Genomic DNA, 19,595 nt, shown 5'->3' with positions numbered 1-19,595 from the left:
ACATGCGCCTGATCGACACCCACACCCACCTCGACTTCCCCGATTTCGACGCCGACCGCCCGCGCCTGCTGGCCAACGCGGCGGCGCGCGGGGTGGAGCGCATGGTGGTGCTGGGGGTGTTCCAGGACAACTTCCAGCGGGTCTGGGACCTGGCCTGCGCCAACCAAGGCGTGTACGCGGCGCTGGGGCTGCACCCGATCTACCTCGAGCAGCACCGCCCCGAACACCTGGCGCAGCTGCGCGACTGGCTCGAGCGCTTGCGCGGCGATTCACGGCTGTGCGCGGTGGGTGAGTTCGGCCTGGACTTCTACCTGCCCCAGCTGGACCCGACGCGCCAGCAGGCGCTGTTCGAAGCCCAACTGCAACTGGCCTGCGAATTCGAGCTGCCGTCGCTGCTGCATGTGCGCCGCAGCCACGCCCAGGTGATCGCCACGCTCAAACGCTACAAGCCGGCGCGGGCGGGGATCATCCATGCCTTTGCCGGCAGCTACGAAGAGGCGCGGGAATACATCAAGCTCGGCTTCAAGCTGGGACTCGGCGGCGCCGGCACCTGGCCCCAGGCATTGCGCCTGCGCAAGACCCTGCCACGGCTACCGCTGGACAGCGTGGTGCTGGAGACCGACGCGCCGGACATGGCGCCGGTGATGTTCCCAGGGCGGCGCAACAGCCCGGAGCACCTGCCCGAGATAACCGAGGCGTTGGCCGACGTCATGGGGATCGAGCCAGGGCTGCTGGCCGAAGCCAGTAGTCGCAATGCCTGCGAGGTGTTTGGCTGGAAGCCCGACACGGATTCGCGCCGGCCATGATCACACTCTGAACGCCCCGATCAACCGCTTGAGCTCCACCACCTGCGCCGACAACGCCCGGCTGGCGTCCTCGGTCTGACAGGCGCCCTCGGTGGTGTCCTGTGCCGCGCGGTTGATCGCCACGATGTTCTGGTCGATATCGTGGGCCACGGCGGTCTGCTGCTCGACGGCGGCGGCGATCTGCTGGTTTTGCTCGACGATACCGCCCACCGCGCCGAGGATATTGCCCAGGGCCTGTTGCACCTGGCGTGCCTCGTCCACGGTGCCGGCGGCCATCTGGTGGCTGCTGCCCATCACCCGCACCGCCGCGCCCACGCCATCCTGCAGGCGCTGGATCATCTGCGCGATCTCTTCGGTGGAGTCCTGTGTACGCCTGGCCAGGGTCCGCACTTCGTCGGCGACCACCGCGAAGCCCCTGCCCTGCTCGCCGGCCCGGGCTGCCTCGATGGCGGCGTTGAGGGCCAGCAGGTTGGTCTGCTCGGCGATGCTGCGGATCACTTCCAGCACCCGACCGATGGCCTGGCTGTCGCCCGCCAGCTGGTTCACCGCCGCCACGCTCTGGTCGATCTCGCCGGCCAGGCGGGCAATGCTACCCTGCTGGCTTGCCACCAGGTCGCGGCCCGAAGCGCTCTCGTGGTTGACCCGCTGCGCGCCTTCGGCGGCCAGGGCGGCGCTGCGGGCGACCTCCTGCGCGGTGGCGCTCATCTGGTTCATGGCCGTGGCCACCTGCTCGATCTGCTCGCGCTGGCCGCTGACCGCCTGGTTGCTGCGGCTCGACACCGACAGCACCTGCCCGGCCTGTTCCTCGACCGTGGTCACGGTCTTGCCGACCTGCTCGATCAGCCCGCGAATGCGCCGTACCGTCTCGTTGAAGCCACGCCCCAGCTCGCCCAGTTCGTCCTGGCTGTTGGCCTTGAAGCTGATGGTCATGTCGCCGGCGGCGACCTTGTCCATGGCGTTGCCCAGGTTGCCCAGGGTTTCCCGGGTGGAGACGTAGAAGCCGCCGTAGAGGTAGAGGATTAGCGCGAACACCATGGCCAGAGCCGCGACCAACGCGGTCGTACGCAGGTGGTGCTCGCCCAGGCGCTCTTCCAGCTGGCCATGCAGGTGGGCGAGGACAGCGTCGTTGAAGCGGTAGGTCTGCGCCATCAGGTCGCTGGTCTGCTGGTAGAAGCCGCTCCAGGGCGCATCCAGGGTCTCGGCCACCACCACCTGGTCCTCGAACAGGGTCGCGGCCTGCTTGACCGTGGCCTGGCTGGCCTGGGCATCGCTGGCCAGCGCGGCCTTGAGCCCGGCATCGCTGGCCAGGACGTCGTCGAGACGGATGGCATAGTCGGCGGACAGCCGCTCCAGGCGCTGCAGCAGGTCTTCGAAGCGCGCGCTGCCCGAGGAATCCATGAAGCCGCGACCGAGGGCCACCGCGCCCATCGCCCGGCCTTCGCCCAGGGCCTGGGTGACCTGCGCCGTGGCGTTGCCGATCAGTTCGCTCAGTTGGCGCACCGAAGCCTGGCTGTCCTGGTTCAAGCCCGACTGGCTGGCGACCAGCTTGCCCAGCACCTGAGCCTGGGCCAGCAGCTTGTCGAACAGTGCCGCCTTGTTCTGCAGCGAGCTTTCGTCACGGGCGCGGGCAAAGGCCTCGGCCAGCTCGGCACGCTTGGCTTCGAGCGCCGGATCGCTGCCCTTGAGACCCTCGAGGCGGGCCTGGACCTTGTCCTGCAGGGCACCGATACGGCTTTCCACATCGCCGGCCTGGCCCGATTGGCCCAGCACGGCGTTGATCTGCAGCAGATTGCCCAGCGACTCCAGGTCGCCACGCAAGGCCAGGCTCTCGGACAGCGGCGCCAGCCCCTGGAGTTCACCACGGGTGGCCTGTAGCTGGTTGTAGGCATCGCGGACCAGGTAAAAGCTGGTGACCAGCATGGGCAGGAAGAACAGGACGCTGATCAGGCTGAACTTCATGCCGAAGCTCAGCCGGTTCATCAGTGCGATGGCCGGATAGAGCAGACGCTTCACAGGTCACCTCCTTGAATTCTTGTTGTTCTGCGGGGTAGCACAAAACCATCTAGGGCCAGTGGCTTTGTATAGCGCAGATTGGAATCAAGGTTTGTAACTTATGGTTAAGCAACCAACGCGTTGATAAGCGGCTCAGACCAGCACGGTCCACAGGGCGAGGCAGGCATACCACAACACGGCGCAGCGCAGCAGCAGCTCCCACAGGCTGTCCAGGCGTTCCAGGCCACGCTGGCGGTCTTCTTCCTCGGGAATGTCGTCGGCCACCCGACCGACCTTGGCCACCAGGTGCCCGGCGCTGACGTGCCAGTCGAGCAGCTCGTGCAACATCACCCGGGTCACCGCGACGAAATTGCCGACCAGGGCGAAACTCACCGTCATCACCCGCACCGGCAGCCAGTCCATGGCATGGCGCAATTGCCCGGCCAGGGTCTGCAGCGCCGGCTGGCGGCTATGGTCCATGGTCAGCGCCAGCAGGCGGTAGGCCAACGCCGCGCCCGGGCCCAGCAGGAAGTACCAGAAGATCACCGCGAAGAAGCTCTGGTAGGCCTGCCACAGCAAGTGGCCTTGGACCTGCTTGATCAGGCGTTGGGGATCGTCGGCGGCCAGCCCCAAGTCGCGTTCGGCCACGTGCAGCGCGGCCTGGTCGTCACCGCGGCGCCAGGCGTCGCGAAACGGCCCGAGCGCCGCTTTCACATCGCCGCGACCCAGGCTGTAGACCAGCACCAGCAGGTGCACCGGCAACGCCAGCAGGCCGTAGGCCACCGGTTCCAGCACATGCAGCAGCAGCACGAGCAGCGCCACCGGCGCCAGGACCAGGATGCCCAGCGTCCACCAGGGATGGACCTTGCCGCTGCGCTCCAGGCGCACCAGTTCGCCCAGGTAGAAGCCGTCGCGTTGCAACCGCTGGCGCAGGGCCGAGAACTTCTCGACCCACAGCGCCAGCACCAACACCAGAAAACTCATGCCTTGTCCTCGTTGCATTGCAGCGCGGCCCGGTAGCGCGGCCAGTCGAAGGCCGGCCCCGGATCGGTCTTGCGCTGCGGGGCGATATCGCTGTGGCCACAGATGCGCTGGGCGTCGATCACCGGCCAGGCCGCACGGATCTCGCGGGTCAGCCGCTCCAGGGTGGCGTACTGGGCATCGGTATAGGGCAGTTCATCGGTGCCCTCCAGCTCGATGCCGATGGAAAAATCGTTGCAGCCCTCGCGCTCGCCGAAGCGCGACACGCCGGCATGCCAAGCACGGTCGAGCAACGAGACGAACTGGGTCACCGCGCCATCGCGCTCGACGAACAGGTGCGCCGAGACAGTCAGGTGGTTGATGGTGGCGAAATAAGGGTGCTCGTTCGGGTCAAGGCAGTTCTGGAAGAACTGCTGGACTTTGCCGGTACCGAAGCAGGCGGGTGGCAGGCTGATGTTGTGGATGACCAGCAGCGCGATGGCCTCACCCTCGGGGCGGGCGTTGAAGTTCGGCGAGGGGCAGTGGCTGACGCCGGTGAACCAGCCGGTCGCACGGTCCAATTGCATGGTGCAGATCCTGAAATGACGCCCGAGACAGGTACCCAGTATGCCGTGACCAACCGGCGCTTGCATGTAAATGATTGTGTAGGGAAAGTCAGCGTTACTGCGCCTGCTGCCCGCGCAACTGCTCCAGCACCGCCTCCAGCGCCCGCTCGAACAGCAGGCCGCCGTCCAGCAAGCGCACCTCGCCACGACGCAAGGCCAGGGCCAGGCCCATGCGATTCCATTCACGCACTTTCATGCCGGTGCGGTTGGTGAAGACCAGGCGATCATTGCTGTCGATGCGCGCCACCAGCTTACAACGCAGCGGCTCGTCGTCGTCCATCACTTCGACCCAGGTACCGACCTGCAAGCGTTGCACCTGGCGCAATGCCGGCTCTTGATCGTCGAAAGGCAGGCCAGGGGCAAGGGCGGACTCGTCGCTGACCGCCAGCACGATATCGTCCTCAATCCACACCTCGTCTAGCGCGGCATCCGGCTCCTGCGTGCCACCGCAGGCACGCAGGTGCAGTTTCTCCAGTTGCAGGAAGAAATCACGGGTGGCGGCGGAGTCCAGCGCTATCCCCGCCAGGCCGTCGCGCAGGGCCTTGAGCAGGCCCGGCACCTGCTCCAGCAGGCGCTGCGGTTCACGGTACGGGGCAATACTGACCAGCAGGTCGTCCACCGTCGCCAAGGCGTCGGCCCAGGCCGCCGAGCCCTCGCCCTGCTTCAGCCAGGCCAGCAGCAGCACCTGGCTCCAGGACTGCACCAGCATCTGCACCACCACCTGCGGCAGCACCCGGCCGTGCAGACGGTCGTTCAACTCCCGCTGCACCCGCTGGCGGGCCTGCAGGGTGCGGGCACGGCCCTCCTCGGCGTCACGGGTGCGCTGCTCGAGCAGTTCGTTGCGTCGGCGCTCGTCCTGGCTGAAGGCCAGAAACTCATCGAGCAGCTCGTTGAACACCGCGCAGTCGTCGGAGAAATCATTGAGCAGGCGCTGGACAATACGCTCGACCCGCAGGTGCAGGCTGTCGCGCAGTCCCTCGGCATCGCTTTCCCAGCCGATGGCCACGGCGGCGATCTCGTTGAGCAGGCGGCGCGCCGGGTGGCCGGCACGGCTGAACATGCCCTTGTCGATCAGCGCGACCTTGAGCACCGGGATATGCAGGCGGGCGATCAGCGCCCGGAGGCTGGCCGGCAGGTTGTCGTCGCCCTGGATGTAGGCGAACAGCAGGTCGACCAGGTTGATCGTGTCCTCGTCGTCGGTGGCTATGCGTCGCCGCGTGCCGCTGCGCACGCTGACCCGCAGCAGCAGCTGCTCGAGTTGCTGACCGAGGTTGAAGTCATCCGGCTCGCCGGGGGCCGGCACATAGTGCTGCAGGTGGGTGAGCAGGCGCAGCAGGTCGCCGGTACTGGTCGGCTGCGCGGATCCGGCCGCCTGCAGCCGCGGCGCGACACGCCCACGCACCGGCGCCAGCAACGCCTGCACCGAGGCGAAGAACGCCTGGCCGGCCGAGTCGGACAAGCCGCCCTGCGCCGGGCTGGTCGGGACGCGCCGGGCGATGCTGCGGCGGTCCTCGGCGCGGCGCCGCGGGGCGGGCATCAGCTCCGGCAGCACGCCGGCGCTGGCGAGCAACTGGCTCGCCTCGCCGTAGAGCAGGTCGAGGTCGCGCAGCACGTAGCGCTCGAACAGTTTGAGCAGCACCATCTTGACGCTGGCGCCGACTCCCAGGTTGCGCCCGGCATCCAGGAAGTAGCCACACAGGTTGCCGGGCCCCAGGGGATTGCTTGCGCTGGCCACCGGCAGCTCCAGTAGCGTGGTGAAGCGCAGATTCAGTTGCTCAAGCAGAAAGCCGTCGCGCGAGAGCACCCGGTCGACCATGGCCTGCACGGCCACCGAGCGCTCCAGTGACGGCTTGTCCTGCGTCTGCGCCCTGACCAGGGACTCGAGCCCGTCGCCCTGGCCGATGCGGGCGAAGGCCTCGTAGAACGTGTCGAGGAAGCCCCGCTCGATGCTCTTGCGCTTGAGGCGCAAGTCGCGCATGGCTTCGAAATACAGGTTCTGGTCGAGGCGGCCGCTGGCCTTGTCGGCCATTTCAAACAGGGTGTCATCGGCATTGTCGAACAACGCCTGCAATCCCTGGCGCAATTGCAGGGCGGCCTTGTCGCGCACCTGCAGGAGCAGCACGGGAAGGCATGGCGAGGGCGCGCGCGCACCCCGGTCGATGGCGGCCGCCAGGGGCACCACCTTGCCTTCATCATGCATCCCGAACTCCTTGCTGGATGTTGCGTTGTTCGACTGAAAGGGGATCGTCAAAGCTATGACGCCAAATACTGGTCGCCATTATCGGTGAAAACACCGACAGCTGCCAGCACCCCATTCGTGCGCCTCAACTGACAGTGCGTTCGCAGGAATGCTCAAACCGCCTGACCAAAGGTCATCTGCCCGGCAGCTGTACACGCCGCCCCCCTGCCCTATAATCGCGGCACCTAGCTTGTGGAGCCGACCATGCCGAACCTACGCCTCGCCGACCTGACCGCCGAAATCGAAGCCAACGTGCGCCGCGCGCTGCTCGAGGACATCGGCAGCGGCGACATCACCGCCCAGCTGATCCCGGCCGAGCGCCTGGCCAAGGCGACCATCATCACCCGCGAGGACTGCGTGATCGCCGGCACCGCCTGGGTCGATACGGTGTTCCGCCAGCTCGACCCACGGGTGGCGGTGCACTGGCAGGTGGCCGACGGCGAGCGGGCCACGGCCAACCAGGTGCTGTTCCACCTCGAAGGCCCGGCGCGCTCGCTGCTCAGCGGCGAGCGCACGGCGCTGAACTTCCTGCAGATGCTTTCGGGCGTGGCCACCCGCGCGCGCTTCCTGGCCGACCTGGTGGAAGGCACCCAGGTGCGCCTGCTCGACACCCGCAAGACCCTGCCCGGCCTGCGCCTGGCGCAGAAGTACGCGGTCACCTGCGGCGGCTGCCACAACCACCGCATCGGCCTGTACGACGCCTTCCTGATCAAGGAAAACCATATCGCCGCCAGCGGTGGCGTGGCCGAAGCCGTGGCGGCGGCGCATCGCATCGCCCCGGGCAAGCCGGTGGAAATCGAGGTGGAAAGCCTGGACGAACTGCGTCAGGCGCTGGCGGCGGGGGCCGATATCGTCATGCTCGACGAACTGACCCTGGATGAGATGCGCGAAGCGGTAAGCATCACCGCCGGCAAGGCCAAGCTGGAGGCCAGCGGCGGCGTCAACGAGACCACCCTGCGGGTGATTGCCGAGACGGGGGTGGACTACATCTCGATCGGCGCGATGACCAAGGACGTGAAGGCGGTGGACCTGTCGATGCGCTTGAGCCTCTGAGGTTTTCGCAAGGCATGAAAAAACCGGCCAGATGGCCGGTTTTTTTATCGCGGGGCTGGCCCGCAAAGGCTGGATCAGTGCGCGGCGTTGGCCAGGCCGTCCAGGTAACGCTCGACGTCCAGGGCCGCCATGCAGCCGGCACCGGCCGAGGTGATGGCCTGGCGGTAGACGTGGTCGGCCACGTCGCCAGCGGCGAACACGCCCTCGACATTGGTGGCGGTGGCATTGCCTTCACGGCCACCGTGGACCACCAGGTAGCCGTCCTTCAGGGTCAGCTGGCCTTCGAACAGCGAGGTGTTCGGGGTGTGGCCGATGGCGATGAACACGCCGTCGACCTTGATTTCGTCGAAGCTGCCGTCGTTGTTCTTCAGGCGCGCACCGGTCACGCCCATGTTGTCACCCAGCACTTCATCCAGGGTGGCATTGAGCTTGAGCTCGATCTTGCCTTCGGCGACACGGGCGTGCAGCTTGTCGATCAGGATCTTCTCGGCGCGGAAGGTGTCGCGGCGGTGCACCAGGGTCACCTTGCTGGCGATGTTGGCCAGGTAAAGAGCTTCTTCCACGGCGGTATTGCCGCCACCGACCACGGCGACCGGCTTGTTGCGGTAGAAGAAACCGTCGCAGGTGGCGCAGGCCGACACACCCTTGCCCATGAAGGTTTCTTCCGACGGCAGGCCCAGGTAGCGGGCGCTGGCGCCGGTGGCGACGATCAGCGCGTCGCAGGTGTAGGTGCCGCTGTCACCGCGCAGGGTAAACGGCTTGTTGGCCAGGTCGACGGCGTTGATGTGATCGAAGACGATCTCGGTCTCGAAGCGCTCGGCGTGCTCCTGCATGCGTTGCATCAGGGCCGGGCCGGTCAGGCCGTGGGGGTCGCCCGGCCAGTTGTCGACTTCGGTGGTGGTGGTCAGCTGGCCGCCGGCCTGCATGCCGGTGATCAGCAGCGGCTTGAGGTTGGCACGGGCGGCGTACACCGCGGCGCTGTAACCGGCAGGGCCGGAACCGAGAATGATGACGCGCGAATGACGTACTTCAGACATGTCGAACTCCTGTCGAGCGGGCCGCACGGGGCATCTAGGTGCCGGTTGCGCCAGCTGGAATTAAAAGGGACCCACGCAGCACTTGGGGAAGGCTACAACGCGTTGGTCCAAAACCGAAAAAGTTGAGCGCACTGTAGCGAGGCCGCAGAGATTAAGGAAATATCCTTCGACAATCCACCTTATAGACAGTCTCTATCCGGCAGCCATTGTCCCAGTGCTTTGTTACACACCGTTTCCCAGAGGCGCGGTGCCTTTCGTCCGCGCGCCAAACTCGGTAAGGTCAGCGCGTTTTCCTAAAGCGGAGCATTCCGATGCAAGCCCCCGTCCTGTCCGGCCCCCAGTACCTGCGCGAAGGCCTGAAACTGGTCCTGAGCCCGAGCCTGCGCCTGTTCGTGCTGCTGCCCCTGGCGGTCAACCTGCTGCTGTTCGGCGGCCTGATCTATTTCGCCGGCCATCAGTTCAGCCTGTGGGTCGATGCGCTGATGCCCACCCTGCCCGACTGGCTGGGCTTTCTCACCTACATCCTGTGGCCGCTGTTCGTTGCCCTGGTGCTGTTGATGGTGTTCTTCACCTTCACCCTGCTGGCCAACGTCATCGCCGCGCCGTTCAACGGCTTCCTGGCGGAAAAGGTCGAGGTGGTGGTGCGCGGCCAGGACAACTTCCCGCCCTTCAGCTGGGCCGAGCTGGTGGCCATGGTGCCACGCACCCTCAGCCGTGAGATGCGCAAGCTGGGCTACTTCCTGCCTCGGGCCATCGGCCTGTTCATCCTCTCGTTCATCCCGGTGGTGAACGTGATCGCCGCGCCACTGTGGCTGGTGTTCGGGATCTGGATGATGGCGATCCAGTACATCGACTACCCGGCGGACAACAACAAGATGAGCTGGCAGGACATGCTCGCCTGGCTGCGGCAGAAGCGCTGGCAATCGATGGGGTTTGGCGGGATCACTTATCTTGCGCTGATGATTCCTGGAGTCAACGTGCTGATGATGCCGGCGGCGGTGGCCGGAGCGACGCTGTTCTGGGTGCGTGAGCGTACCTGAATGAAGCCATCGCGGGGCAAGCCCGCTCCCACGCGCAATGCGTGGGAGCGGGCTTGCCCCGCGATGGCTTAAGTCCGGTCAGTGGCTCAACTGGCTGGAAAACTGCCCCACCGCATCCACCACCTTCTTCGCCCCTTCCTGGATCTCGACGATCACCCCGCCGGTATCGGCGGCCAGGGCCAGGCCCTGCTCGGCCTGGCGCTTGCTGGTGTCGATGATGTCCACCGCGGCCTGGGCCAGCTGTTCGTTCTGCTGCACCACCTTGGCGATCTCCTCGGTGGCGCTGCTGGTGCGCGAGGCCAACTGACGCACTTCATCAGCGACCACGGCGAAGCCGCGCCCCTGCTCGCCGGCGCGGGCGGCTTCGATGGCGGCGTTGAGCGCCAGCAGGTTGGTCTGACCGGCGATGTCGCTGATGGTCTTGATGATCGCGCCGATCACCTTTGACTGCTTGTCCAACGCCTGGATGCCATCGGCGGCGTTTTGCATCGAACCTTCCAGGCCGCGCATCACCTCGACGGTCTGGGTCACCACGTCGGTGGCCTTGCGCGCGCTGTCGTCGGTCTCCAGCGAGGTGGTGTAGGCAATGTCGGCGGCCTGGGCCACGGCCAGTTCCTGGTTGACCTGGTCGGTGATCACGGTGGCGAACTTGACCACTTTGTAGAGCACGTCGTGGGCGTCGATGATCGGGTTGTACGTAGCCTCCAACCAGACCACCCGGCCATGGGAATCAATACGCTTGAAGCGCTCGGCGACGAACTCGCCGCGGCGCAGGCGGTTCCAGAACTCCTGGTAGCCAGGCGAGTTGGCTTCTTCCGGCTCGCAGAACATACGGTGCGGCTTGCCGCGCACCTGCTCCAGGCTGTAGCCCATGGTCTGCAGGAAGCGGTCGTTGGCAGTCAGTACCTGGCCTTCGAGGTTGAACTCGATTACCGCGGTGGAGCGCATCAGCGCCTTGATCAGGCTCTCGTGCTCGCGGGAGGTCTCGATGGTGCGGGTCAGGTCGCTGGAGTGCAGGGAGAAGTACTTGATGCGCCCTTCGCTGTTCTTGACCGGCTGCAGGATCGATCGCAGCCACGCCTCGTCACCGTTGCCGCGCAGCAGACGGAAGGCACCGTTGAGGTGCTCGCCACGGGTGATGGCCTGCTTCATGCGCTGGTAGAAATCGAGCTTCTTCACATGCGCGGGCACGATCTCCTCGATGTTGCGCCCGATCAGTTGCTCGGCGCGATAGCCCATCTCGGCCTCAAAGTTGCCGTTGACCGACTCGATGCGCCCCTGGGGATCGAGCTGGAGCACCAGCATTTCGCTGTCGAGGCTGTTCTTGACCTGCTCGATGGACATCAGCTCTTCGCGCAGTTGCTGGATTTCTTTCTTCAATTTGCTGTTGAACATGGCCGCTCTCCCGGAGCGAATTCATAGAGTCGAATGCCTCTGCATCGGCTGCGTGGCGAGGGTTCTTGAGTGCCTTGCAAGGAAATATTCAAACGGATGCAAGTGCCGGAAATCAGGCGTCACGTACCCGTCACAAAGGCGTCACATGCCCGAAACGGGGGCGGCCCAGACTTTTTCCCATGAGCACACCGTCCCTGCGTATTACCCTGGTCAGCGAAACCTTCCCACCCGAGATCAATGGCGTGGCCAACACCCTTGGACGCCTCAGCGAAGGGCTGCGCCGGCGCGGCCACCAGGTGGAACTGATCCGCCCGCGCCAGGCCACCGACAACGGGGCCGGCAACGACGAGACCCTGCTGTTGTGCCGAGGTTGGCCATTGCCGGGCTACCCAGGCCTGCAATGGGGCGAGGTGTCGATGCACAAGCTGTGGCGTCGCTGGCGCAGGCAGCGCCCGGATGTGCTGTACATCGCCACCGAAGGCCCGCTGGGCCTGAGCGCCCTGCGCGCCGCCCGACGCCTGGGCGTGGCGGTGGTCAGCGGCTTTCACACCAACTTCCCGCAATATTCGGGGCAGTATGGCCTGGGCCTGCTGTCGCGGATGCTCACCCACTACCTGCGCTGGTTCCATCGGCGCACCGCCATCACCCTGGTGCCCAGCGTCAGCCAGCGCCTGGAGCTGGAGCGCCGCGGCTTCGAACGGCTCGGCCTGATGGCCCGCGGGGTCGATGCCAGCCTGTTCACCCCGGCACGCCGCAGCCAGGCCCTGCGCGAGCAGTGGGGGCTGGGTGTGGACGATATTGCCGTGCTACACGTCGGGCGCCTGGCCGCGGAGAAGAACCTGGCCCTGCTGCGTCCTTGCATGGAGGCCCTGGGCAAGGTCTATCCGCAGCGGCGCCTGCGCCTGGTGATCGTCGGTGATGGCCCGCTGCGTGGACAACTCGAACAGCAACTGCCCGATGCCGTGTTCTGTGGCGCGCAGCGCGGCGAGGTACTGGCCGAGCACTACGCCAGCGGCGACCTTTTCCTGTTCCCAAGCCTGACCGAAACCTTCGGCAACGTCGTGCTCGAAGCGCTCGCCTCGGGACTGGCCGTGGTCGCCTACGACGAAGCCGCCGCCGCCCAGCATATCCGCCACGGCCACAGTGGCGCCTTGGCCATGCCGGGGGACCAGGCAGCGTTCATCGACGCCGCCTGCTGGTTGCTGGAGGAAGGCGAAACCCTGCGCCGGGTGCGCTTGAACGCCCGCCAGCACGCCAGCCGCCAGGGCTGGCCGGCGATCGTCGAGCAGTTCGAGGGCTACCTGTACGGCGCCTGCCGCGAGCCGCAGGCCCCGCCACTGGTGATCAAGCCAAGGTCGTCAGCGCCTCACGGCTGAACGGCAGCACATCGTCCTCACGCCCGTCCCGCACTTTGCGCGCCCACTCGGCATCCACCAGCAAAGCGCGTCCCACGGCCACCAGGTCGAACTCCTGGTCGTGCAGGCGGCGCAGCAACCCTTCGAGGCTGGCGGGCTTGGCCACCTTGTCGGTGGCGACCATGAACTGCAGGAACTCGCCATCCAGGCCGACACTGCCCACGGTGATGGTCGGCTTGCCGGTGAGCTGGCGGGTCCAGCCGGCGAGGTTCAGCTCGCTGCCCTCGAACTCCGGCTCCCAGAAGCGCCGGGTGGAGCAGTGGAAGATATCCACGCCCGCCTCGGACAGGGGCTTGAGGAACGCCGCCAGGGCCTCGGGGGTATCCACCAGGCGCGCGCTGTAGTCCTGCTGCTTCCATTGCGAGAAACGCAGGATGATCGGGAAGTCCGGGCCGACGGCCGCGCGCACGGCCTTGATCAGTTCGATGGCGAAACGCGAGCGCCCGGCCAGGTCACCGCCATATTCGTCATCGCGACGGTTGCTGGCTTCCCAAAAGAACTGGTCAATCAGGTAGCCGTGGGCGCCGTGGATCTCCACGCCGTCCATGCCGATGGCCTGGGCATCGCGCGCCGCCTGGGCGAAGGCGGCGATCACCTCGCGGATATCCTCCCGGCTCATGCCGTGGACCTGCACCTGGCCGTCCTTTTCCTTGCCGCTCGGGCCATAGCCCGGGACCGCGGCGTCCGGCTCGGTGCCCAGGCGCCGCACACTGCCCACATGCCACAACTGCGGCACGATGCGCCCGCCCTCGGCGTGCACGGCCTCGACCACGCGTTTCCAGCCGGCCAGGGCATCCTCACCGTGAAAACGGGGTACGTTGGGGTAGCCGTTGGCGGCCTTGTGCGCGACCGTGGTGCCCTCGGTGATGATCAGGCCGACACCGGCGGCGGCGCGGCGGCGGTAGTACTCGATCACGCCGTCGTGGGGCACGCCGCCGGGGCAGAAGGTACGGGTCATCGGCGCCATGACCACGCGGGTCGGCAGGTCGAGGGAGCCGAGGGTGAAGGGCTGGAACAGAGGGTTGCTGGACATGCGGCGCTCCCGAGGGATGAAATGGATGCGCCCGAGCTTAGGGGCCGCCAAGTGCGTGTCACAGCATCATTGATTGCAGTGATCGGCAGGTATCGCTGCGGGCGGACCGATTTGCAACAGGAAATTTATTTTGCAAAAGGGCTTGAATTCGTCCGTCGGTTGCCTGACTTTAGAGTCAAGAGGCGCAGAAAACCCAACGCCCTCAGTGGCCTAGGCACGCCTCTCGCGAGCAAGCTGAATAAGGATTGAATCATGCAAATCCAGGTCAACAGCAGCAACCACATCGAAGGCAACATCCGTCTCGACCAATGGGTCCGCAGTACCCTGCAAAGCAGCCTCGAACGTTACGAGGACGACCTCACCCGCATTGAAGTCCACCTGCGTGACGAAAACGGCGCCAAGCCCGGTCCCCACGACAAACGCTGCCAGATGGAGGCTCGCCCGAAAGGCCACCAGCCGATCTCCGTGACCCACACCGCCACTTCGCTGGAACATGCCGTCGATGGCGCCGCCAGCAAGCTGAACCACGCGCTGGAACACTTCTACGGCAAACTGCGCAGCAAGCGCGGCGCCCTGGAACTGAGCGATCCAGACGCCTGACCGACAAGGGTTCAGACAAGCACGCCCGGCCTTGCGCCGGGCGTTTTCATTGTTGGCCGATCAGCGGGCCTGAACCAACCCCGGCCGCCTCCGGTCAACCCCTGCAGTCATTCACTGCAGACCCCGACCATGAACAACCCTTTCGATCAGATCAGCGCCGCCTTCGCCCCCGAGTACCGGGTCAACCTGAGCATCGAGCGCCTGGACGGCAGCATCATGCTGACCCTGTCCGACGACAGCGGCGTGGTCGCCAGGCGCCTGATCAGCCAGGCCCAGCGCAACGACCCAGTGCGCCTGCAGCGGGTCATCGACAGCATCCGCCTGGGCCTGGCCATCGAGCTGGGGCAGAACCCACTGGAGGTGCTGGCGGCCCTGACCCGCACCTGGCACGGCGAGCAGCGCTTTCCTGCCGCCGGCAGTGCCAACTAAGCGCTACTTGCCCTCGTCCACTTCCTTGCCGCTGGCATCCAGCGCCTTGGTCGACGGGTAACGGTACGAGGCGTAGCGCACCACCAGGATGGCGAATGCCAGCAGCAGGATGCCCCCGCACACGTACAGCAGCCCGACATCCGGCGCCTTGTGGTGCGAGACATCGCCGATCAGCAGGCGGGTCAATGCAGTGATCGCCACATAGAGCAGGAAGCGGATCGGCATGTGGTTGGTCTTGAAGTAGATCCCCACCATCGCCCCCAGCTCCAGGTAGATGAACAGCAGCAGGATGTCATCGACGCTGACCCCGCCCTTGCCCAGCATGTCCATGAAGGTCGCCACCGCCGCATAGGCGGTGATCGCGCCGATGCCGAACAGCGCCAGGTAGTGGAAGGCTTCCACGCACAGGTTGCCCAGCGAGTCGGCGGAGCCGTGCAGGCCTTTGCGCAGTCTTTCTGCCCATTTGATGTTCACGATGTTCGATTCCTAGATACGGCTGAAGGTCTTGTGCCATGCAGTTAAAGGGCCACGGCCCCTGTCTTGGAAGGCGGCCGATTGCCGCAGGGCACCTGTGGGCTACGCTGATTTTCAGTTTGCCGGGCCATCATTGCGGTTGCAGGATGATGGTCGAGCGATGTACTGTATAAAAATACAGTTGTCCGCAACCCAACCAGCAAAAAGGCACAGAGGTGATGAATGGCCGTCGAAGTGGTGTACCGCAGCAGCCGCGACCCGGAGCGCTTGTTCATGGATAAGGCCGAAGCAGACCGTCACGACAAGATGCTCGAACTGGCCGAGCGCCTGGCCGAGGTGCTGCAAAAGGCCGTGCCGTCGCTGAGCGAACAGCAGGTCGAGGAAGCCGGTATCTACATGGCCAAGAACCGCGACGTGTTCGCCCGGGCGTTCAAGAGCCAGCCGGATGCGCTGGCGGAGCTGCTCGAAGGTGGCGCGGCCGAATGACCGCATCGCGGGGCAAGCCCCGCGACCAGGCCCTCAGCCATACAGCAAGCGCTCCGCCAACATTTGCGCCACCCGCGCCGGCGACCGTTTCTCTGCCTGGGCATGGGCGAACACCTCGGTCAGCCGCGTGGGAATTCGCGCCAGGTGCGCGGTGATGCTACCCACGGTTTCCCCCCGGTGGGTCAACGCCACATAGATCAACCCGCCCGCATTGATCACGTAGTCCGGCGCGTACAGGATCCCCCGACTCTCCAACTGGTCGGCCACCTGCAACGTGGTCAGCTGGTTGTTCGCCGACCCCGCCACCGCCGCACAGCGCAGTTGCATCACGCTCTGCCCGTTGAGCACCGGCCCCACGCCACAGGGGGCGAAGATGTCGCACGGGGTGCTGATCAAGGCCTCATGGGCCACCGGATGGGCACTGAACTGCTCCACCGCCAGGCGCACTTTGCCCGGGTCCAGGTCGCTGACCAGCAACTCGGCGCCCGCCGCATGCAGTTGCTCGGCCAGGGCGTAGCCCACATTGCCCAGGCCCTGTACCGCCACCCGCAGCCCCTCCAGGTTGTCGCTGCCCAGCCGGGCCATGGAGGTGGCGCGAATGCCGGCGAACACACCCATGGCCGCATGGGGCGACGGATCGCCCGAGGCCGTGGTGCTGGTCACGTAGGGAGTGGACTGGGCAATACAGTCCATGTCGAGGGTCGAGGTGCCGCTGTCCACCGCCGTGATGAATCGCCCCTGTAGGCTGTCGACGAAGCGGCCGAAGGCCTCGAACAGCGCCGCGCGGTTTTCCACGTGCGGATTACGCACGATCACCGCCTTGCCACCGCCCATCGGCAGCCCGGCCAGGGCCGCCTTGTAGCTCATGCCCTGGGCCAGGCGGATGGCGTCGGCCATGGCGCTCTCGTCGTCGGCATAGGGCAGGTAGCGGCAGCCGCCCATGGCCGGCCCCAGTTGTTCGCTGTGAATCACCACCACGGCCTTCAGGCCCGTGGGCGGGTCGATGAACAGGTGCAGTGACTGGGCGCGGGTGCTTTGCATGAGCTCGAACATAGACGGGCTCCCCAAAGAGGTGCTCCTACCAGTATAAACAGGTCGAGGCCGGACACCGCACGGACGGACCACTGGACGAAAAGCCGCGCCAGGGCTACAAGTTAAGCGTGATGGAGAGGTCCCATGAACCCACGCCAAGCCTGCCTGGCCTGCCTGGAACGCGAGCCGGTCGCCCTGCTGGAAGCTGCCCTGTGGATTGCCGCCGAGCATGACGCCAGTGTCGAGCCCGCAGCCGGCCTGGCCCGACTGCACGAACTGCAACGCGACGTCAGCACCAGCCTGCCGATGCTGCCGCTCAACGAGCTGGCCCAGCCCTTGCTACGCCAGCTCAACGCCCTGGGCTTCCAGCAGGACGAATACCACCCGTTGCGACCGCAGGCGGCCCTGATGGACAAGGTGCTGCAGCGCCGCCGCGGCCAGCCGTTGCTGTTGGCCATCCTCGCCCTGGAACTGGCCCGCCGCCTGTCGATCCCGCTGGAGGGCGTCAACTTCCCCGGCCATTTCCTGCTGCGCGTACCCGGCGCCGATCACCTGCTCGACCCCTGTGGTGGCCGGCGCCTCTACCCCAACGACTGCCGCGAACTGCTCGCCCGCCAGTACGGCCCGCAGTTGCCGCTGACCGCCGAGCACCTGCGCGGCGCTTCGCCAAGGCAGATGCTCCAGCGACTGTCGCGTAACCTGCGCCAGCTGCATACCAGCAACGACAACAACCTGGCCGCCCTGATCGATGCCGAACGGGTCATGCAACTGGGCCCGGTGCAGGTCAGCGATTACCTGGCCCGCGCCACGCTGTACCAGCACCTGGACTGCCCCCAGGCCGAACGCTTCGACCTGGAGCACGCCCTGTTGCTCACTGACGACCCGCTGCAACGCCTGAAACTCAGCGAGCGCCTCGGCCAGCTGCCCAGCGCCAAGCGCTCAATCCATTAAGGCCTCGCCCGCGACCTTCGGCTCACGCGGCCGCGGCGCCCGCACCCGGCTGATCAACAACGCTCCCAGCACGGCCGGGACGGCACAGAAGAAGAAGATCTGCTCCACTGGCATGTGCAACGTCAGCAGCAGGCTGCCCAGCAGCGGCCCGAGGATCGAGCCGAAGCGCCCGACGCCCAGGGCCCAGCCGGTGCCGGTGGCGCGCACCTGGGCCGGGTAGAAGTTGCTGACGAAGGCATTGAGCGTCAGCTGGCCACCGATGATGCAGAAGCCGGCGGCGAACACACTGGGCACCAGCCAGCGCGGGTCATCATGGTTCAGGCCGACCAGCACGCTGAACAGCGCTGCCCCCAGCAGCACGGCGGCCAGCAGATAGGCCTTGTTGGCCATGCGGTCGGCGCACCAGGCCAGGCATACGGCACCGAAGGTGCCGGCGAACAGGAACAGCGAGGTGACCAGGTTGGCCTGGTTCAGCGCCAGCCCGCTTTCCTGCAGCAGCGACGGCAGCCAGCTGATCATGAAGTACAGCAGGATCAGGCTGACGAAGAAGGTGCTCCACAGCAGCAGGGTCGGGCGGGCAAAACCGTCGCGGAACAGCGCCACCATGGTGAGCTTGCTGTCCGCCGGCTCGTCGCTGGCGATCCGCGCCACTGGTATCTGCCAACCGGGCAACAACCGGGCAGTCACCCGCTGCAACCGCGCATAGGGTGGGGCGTCGCGCAGCAGGCGCGGCAGCGACTCGGGCAGGAACAGTACCAGGAACGGGAATAGCAGCAAGGGCGCCACGCCGCCGGCGAGAAACACCGCCTGCCAACCGTGATGATCGATGAAGCCCGCGGCGACGAAGCCGCCCGCCGCGCCGCCCAGGGAGAATCCGCAAGCCGCCAGGGTGACCATCAGGGTACGCAGCCGAGGCGGCGCATAGTCGGCCATCAGCGCCATGGCGCTGGGCATGGCGCCGCCCATGCCGATGCCGCAGAGAAAGCGCGCCAGCATCAGGCTGTCGAGGGAAGAGGCGAACACCATCAGCACCGTCAGGCTGGCGTACAGCAGCACGCAGCACAGCAGCACCCGGCGCACGCCGAAGCGGTCGGCCAGCGGCGTCACCGCCAGCGAGCCGACCGTCAGGCCCAGCAGGTTGGCGCTGAACACCGGCCCGAAGGCGGCCTTCTCCAGCCCCCAGTCCTGGGCCAGCGCGGGGATCACATAGCCCAGCACCTGGGCGTCATAACCATCGGTGACCAACAGCAGGATCAACAGCAGCAGCAGGCGCCACTGGTAGGGTGACACCGGGCGCGCGTCGAGCGCCGCGCGAAAGCTGGCTATCTGGTTGTGCATCGCAAGGTCCCTGTCTTTTGTTGTTATGAGTGCAGGTGCGGGCGGTGGCGATCAGTCGGGGGTGTCGGGCTGCCTCGCCGGGTGGGCCTGGTGGAAGGCCGGGTGCTGCTCGGCCAGGGCGGCCACCCGGCGAATGCGCGGGTAACCACCAAGGTCGATGTTGAAGCGCTCGGCCGCGTACAGCTGCGGGATCAGGTAGACGTCGGCCACGCCCGGCGTCGCCCCGAAGCAGAAGCCGTCATCGCCGATCAGTTGCTCCACCGCCGCCAGCCCCTGGCTGATCCAGTGGCCGATCCACTGGTTGACCTGGGCCTCGTCGTGCCCCAACTGACGCAGCTGGTTGAGCACGCTGACGTTGTGCAACGGATGGACATCGCAGCCGATGATCGCCGCCACGCCGCGCACCCTGGCCCGGGCTTCGGGCGCACGGGGCAACAGTGGCGTTTCGGGGAAGGCTTCCTCCAGGTACTCGATGATCGCCGGCGACTGCACCAGCAGCTCGCCGCTCTCCAGGCGCAGGGCCGGCACCCGGCCCTGGGGGTTGAGCGCCAGGTAGTCCGCGCCGCGCTGTTCGCCCTTGAGCAGGTTCACAGGCAGGGCCTGGTAGTCCAGGCCCTTGAGCGCCAGGGCGATGCGCACCCGATACGACGAGGTGGAGCGGTAGTAGGTGAACAGTTCCATCGCCCTGC

At 66.3% G+C, this 19,595-nt stretch carries 18 protein-coding genes and 3 pseudogenes; 8 read left to right on the top strand and 13 right to left on the bottom strand.

Annotated elements, in window-relative coordinates; translation table 11 throughout:
* Positions 1–2 precede the first annotated feature (2 nt).
* Entirely contained in the window at positions 3–806 is an 804-nt protein-coding gene (locus AC25MA_RS12450) for a TatD family hydrolase (RefSeq protein ID WP_062363995.1), read from the top strand.
* Here the strand turns inward: AC25MA_RS12450 and AC25MA_RS12445 are convergent, their stop codons facing one another.
* From AC25MA_RS12445 to AC25MA_RS12425, 5 genes and pseudogenes are all read right to left on the bottom strand, one after another.
* Positions 807–1,511 carry a methyl-accepting chemotaxis protein gene (locus tag AC25MA_RS12445; protein WP_371877791.1) on the bottom strand — a complete coding sequence of 235 codons (705 nt, stop codon included), beginning with the start codon at positions 1,509–1,511 and terminating at the stop codon, positions 807–809.
* A 153-nt stretch (positions 1,512–1,664) separates the two neighbouring features.
* Positions 1,665–1,841 (bottom strand): annotated as a pseudogene (locus tag AC25MA_RS12440) (HAMP domain-containing protein); the annotation flags it as partial.
* A gap of 1,110 nt (positions 1,842–2,951) precedes the next feature.
* On the bottom strand, positions 2,952–3,782 hold the full coding sequence (gene ampE, locus AC25MA_RS12435) for a regulatory signaling modulator protein AmpE (RefSeq protein ID WP_486972067.1): 831 nt from the start codon (positions 3,780–3,782) through the stop codon (positions 2,952–2,954).
* Positions 3,779–4,345 carry a 1,6-anhydro-N-acetylmuramyl-L-alanine amidase AmpD gene (gene ampD / locus AC25MA_RS12430; protein WP_028689826.1) on the bottom strand — a complete coding sequence of 189 codons (567 nt, stop codon included), beginning with the start codon at positions 4,343–4,345 and terminating at the stop codon, positions 3,779–3,781. Before ampD ends, ampE begins: the two co-directional genes overlap by 4 nt.
* 94 nt (positions 4,346–4,439) lie before the next feature.
* Complete coding sequence (locus AC25MA_RS12425) at positions 4,440–6,584, bottom strand: DUF1631 domain-containing protein (protein ID WP_069016132.1); 2,145 nt, start codon at positions 6,582–6,584, stop codon at positions 4,440–4,442.
* Between the two features lie 243 nt (positions 6,585–6,827).
* Here AC25MA_RS12425 and nadC point away from each other — a divergent pair, with 243 nt between their 5' ends.
* Complete coding sequence (gene nadC, locus AC25MA_RS12420; RefSeq protein WP_028689828.1) at positions 6,828–7,676, top strand: carboxylating nicotinate-nucleotide diphosphorylase; 849 nt, start codon at positions 6,828–6,830, stop codon at positions 7,674–7,676.
* A gap of 74 nt (positions 7,677–7,750) precedes the next feature.
* On the opposite strand, the gene trxB is transcribed toward nadC, so the two are convergent.
* A complete protein-coding gene (gene trxB, locus AC25MA_RS12415; RefSeq protein ID WP_028689829.1) occupies positions 7,751–8,713 on the bottom strand; it encodes a thioredoxin-disulfide reductase in 963 nt (320 codons plus the stop codon).
* A gap of 311 nt (positions 8,714–9,024) precedes the next feature.
* Between trxB and cysZ the strand changes: the two genes are divergently transcribed.
* Entirely contained in the window at positions 9,025–9,753 is a 729-nt protein-coding gene (cysZ, locus tag AC25MA_RS12410; protein ID WP_028689830.1) for a sulfate transporter CysZ, read from the top strand.
* Between the two features lie 78 nt (positions 9,754–9,831).
* On the opposite strand, the pseudogene AC25MA_RS12405 reads toward cysZ, so the two are convergent.
* Both AC25MA_RS12405 and AC25MA_RS12400 read right to left on the bottom strand, forming a co-directional pair.
* A pseudogene (locus tag AC25MA_RS12405) lies at positions 9,832–10,248 on the bottom strand (methyl-accepting chemotaxis protein); the annotation flags it as partial.
* Between the two features lie 177 nt (positions 10,249–10,425).
* Positions 10,426–11,058, bottom strand: a pseudogene (locus tag AC25MA_RS12400) (PAS domain-containing protein); the annotation flags it as partial.
* Between the two features lie 269 nt (positions 11,059–11,327).
* Here AC25MA_RS12400 and AC25MA_RS12395 point away from each other — a divergent pair.
* The gene (locus tag AC25MA_RS12395) at positions 11,328–12,524 is read left to right on the top strand and encodes a glycosyltransferase family 4 protein (protein ID WP_486972066.1); all 1,197 of its coding nucleotides are present in this window, start codon (positions 11,328–11,330) and stop codon (positions 12,522–12,524) included.
* Here the strand turns inward: AC25MA_RS12395 and AC25MA_RS12390 are convergent.
* Complete coding sequence (locus AC25MA_RS12390; protein WP_486972065.1) at positions 12,493–13,596, bottom strand: NADH:flavin oxidoreductase; 1,104 nt, start codon at positions 13,594–13,596, stop codon at positions 12,493–12,495. The two genes, AC25MA_RS12395 and AC25MA_RS12390, sit on opposite strands and share 32 nt — an antisense overlap.
* A gap of 252 nt (positions 13,597–13,848) precedes the next feature.
* Between AC25MA_RS12390 and AC25MA_RS12385 the strand changes: the two genes are divergently transcribed.
* Together AC25MA_RS12385 and AC25MA_RS12380 are read left to right on the top strand one after the other, a co-directional pair.
* On the top strand, positions 13,849–14,196 hold the full coding sequence (locus AC25MA_RS12385) for an HPF/RaiA family ribosome-associated protein (protein WP_023630676.1): 348 nt from the start codon (positions 13,849–13,851) through the stop codon (positions 14,194–14,196).
* Between the two features lie 129 nt (positions 14,197–14,325).
* On the top strand, positions 14,326–14,625 hold the full coding sequence (locus tag AC25MA_RS12380) for a DUF3509 domain-containing protein (RefSeq protein ID WP_051555641.1): 300 nt from the start codon (positions 14,326–14,328) through the stop codon (positions 14,623–14,625).
* Between the two features lie 3 nt (positions 14,626–14,628).
* Here the strand turns inward: AC25MA_RS12380 and AC25MA_RS12375 are convergent, their stop codons facing one another.
* On the bottom strand, positions 14,629–15,099 hold the full coding sequence (locus AC25MA_RS12375) for a phosphate-starvation-inducible protein PsiE (protein ID WP_028689834.1): 471 nt from the start codon (positions 15,097–15,099) through the stop codon (positions 14,629–14,631).
* 222 nt (positions 15,100–15,321) lie between these two features.
* Between AC25MA_RS12375 and AC25MA_RS12370 the strand changes: the two genes are divergently transcribed.
* Positions 15,322–15,585, top strand: coding sequence for a YebG family protein (locus tag AC25MA_RS12370; protein WP_028689835.1), 264 nt, complete (start codon positions 15,322–15,324; stop codon positions 15,583–15,585).
* A 33-nt stretch (positions 15,586–15,618) separates the two neighbouring features.
* Here AC25MA_RS12370 and AC25MA_RS12365 read toward each other — a convergent pair whose 3' ends face one another.
* Positions 15,619–16,638 (bottom strand): Leu/Phe/Val dehydrogenase, encoded by a 1,020-nt coding sequence (locus AC25MA_RS12365; protein ID WP_028689836.1) that lies wholly within the window; start codon positions 16,636–16,638, stop codon positions 15,619–15,621.
* A 123-nt stretch (positions 16,639–16,761) separates the two neighbouring features.
* On the opposite strand from AC25MA_RS12365, the gene AC25MA_RS12360 reads away from it, so the two are divergent.
* On the top strand, positions 16,762–17,568 hold the full coding sequence (locus tag AC25MA_RS12360) for a SirB1 family protein (RefSeq protein WP_062363983.1): 807 nt from the start codon (positions 16,762–16,764) through the stop codon (positions 17,566–17,568).
* On the opposite strand, the gene AC25MA_RS12355 is transcribed toward AC25MA_RS12360, so the two are convergent.
* Positions 17,557–18,906 carry an MFS transporter gene (locus AC25MA_RS12355; RefSeq protein WP_247284034.1) on the bottom strand — a complete coding sequence of 450 codons (1,350 nt, stop codon included), beginning with the start codon at positions 18,904–18,906 and terminating at the stop codon, positions 17,557–17,559. The two genes, AC25MA_RS12360 and AC25MA_RS12355, sit on opposite strands and share 12 nt — an antisense overlap.
* Positions 18,907–18,957: 51 nt before the next feature.
* The gene (gene maiA, locus AC25MA_RS12350; protein ID WP_028689838.1) at positions 18,958–19,587 is read right to left on the bottom strand and encodes a maleylacetoacetate isomerase; all 630 of its coding nucleotides are present in this window, start codon (positions 19,585–19,587) and stop codon (positions 18,958–18,960) included.
* Positions 19,588–19,595 lie beyond the last annotated feature (8 nt).

The organism is Pseudomonas sp. P65(2024) (assembly GCF_057480955.1).
This window is presented reverse-complemented; position numbering and strand designations above follow the sequence as displayed.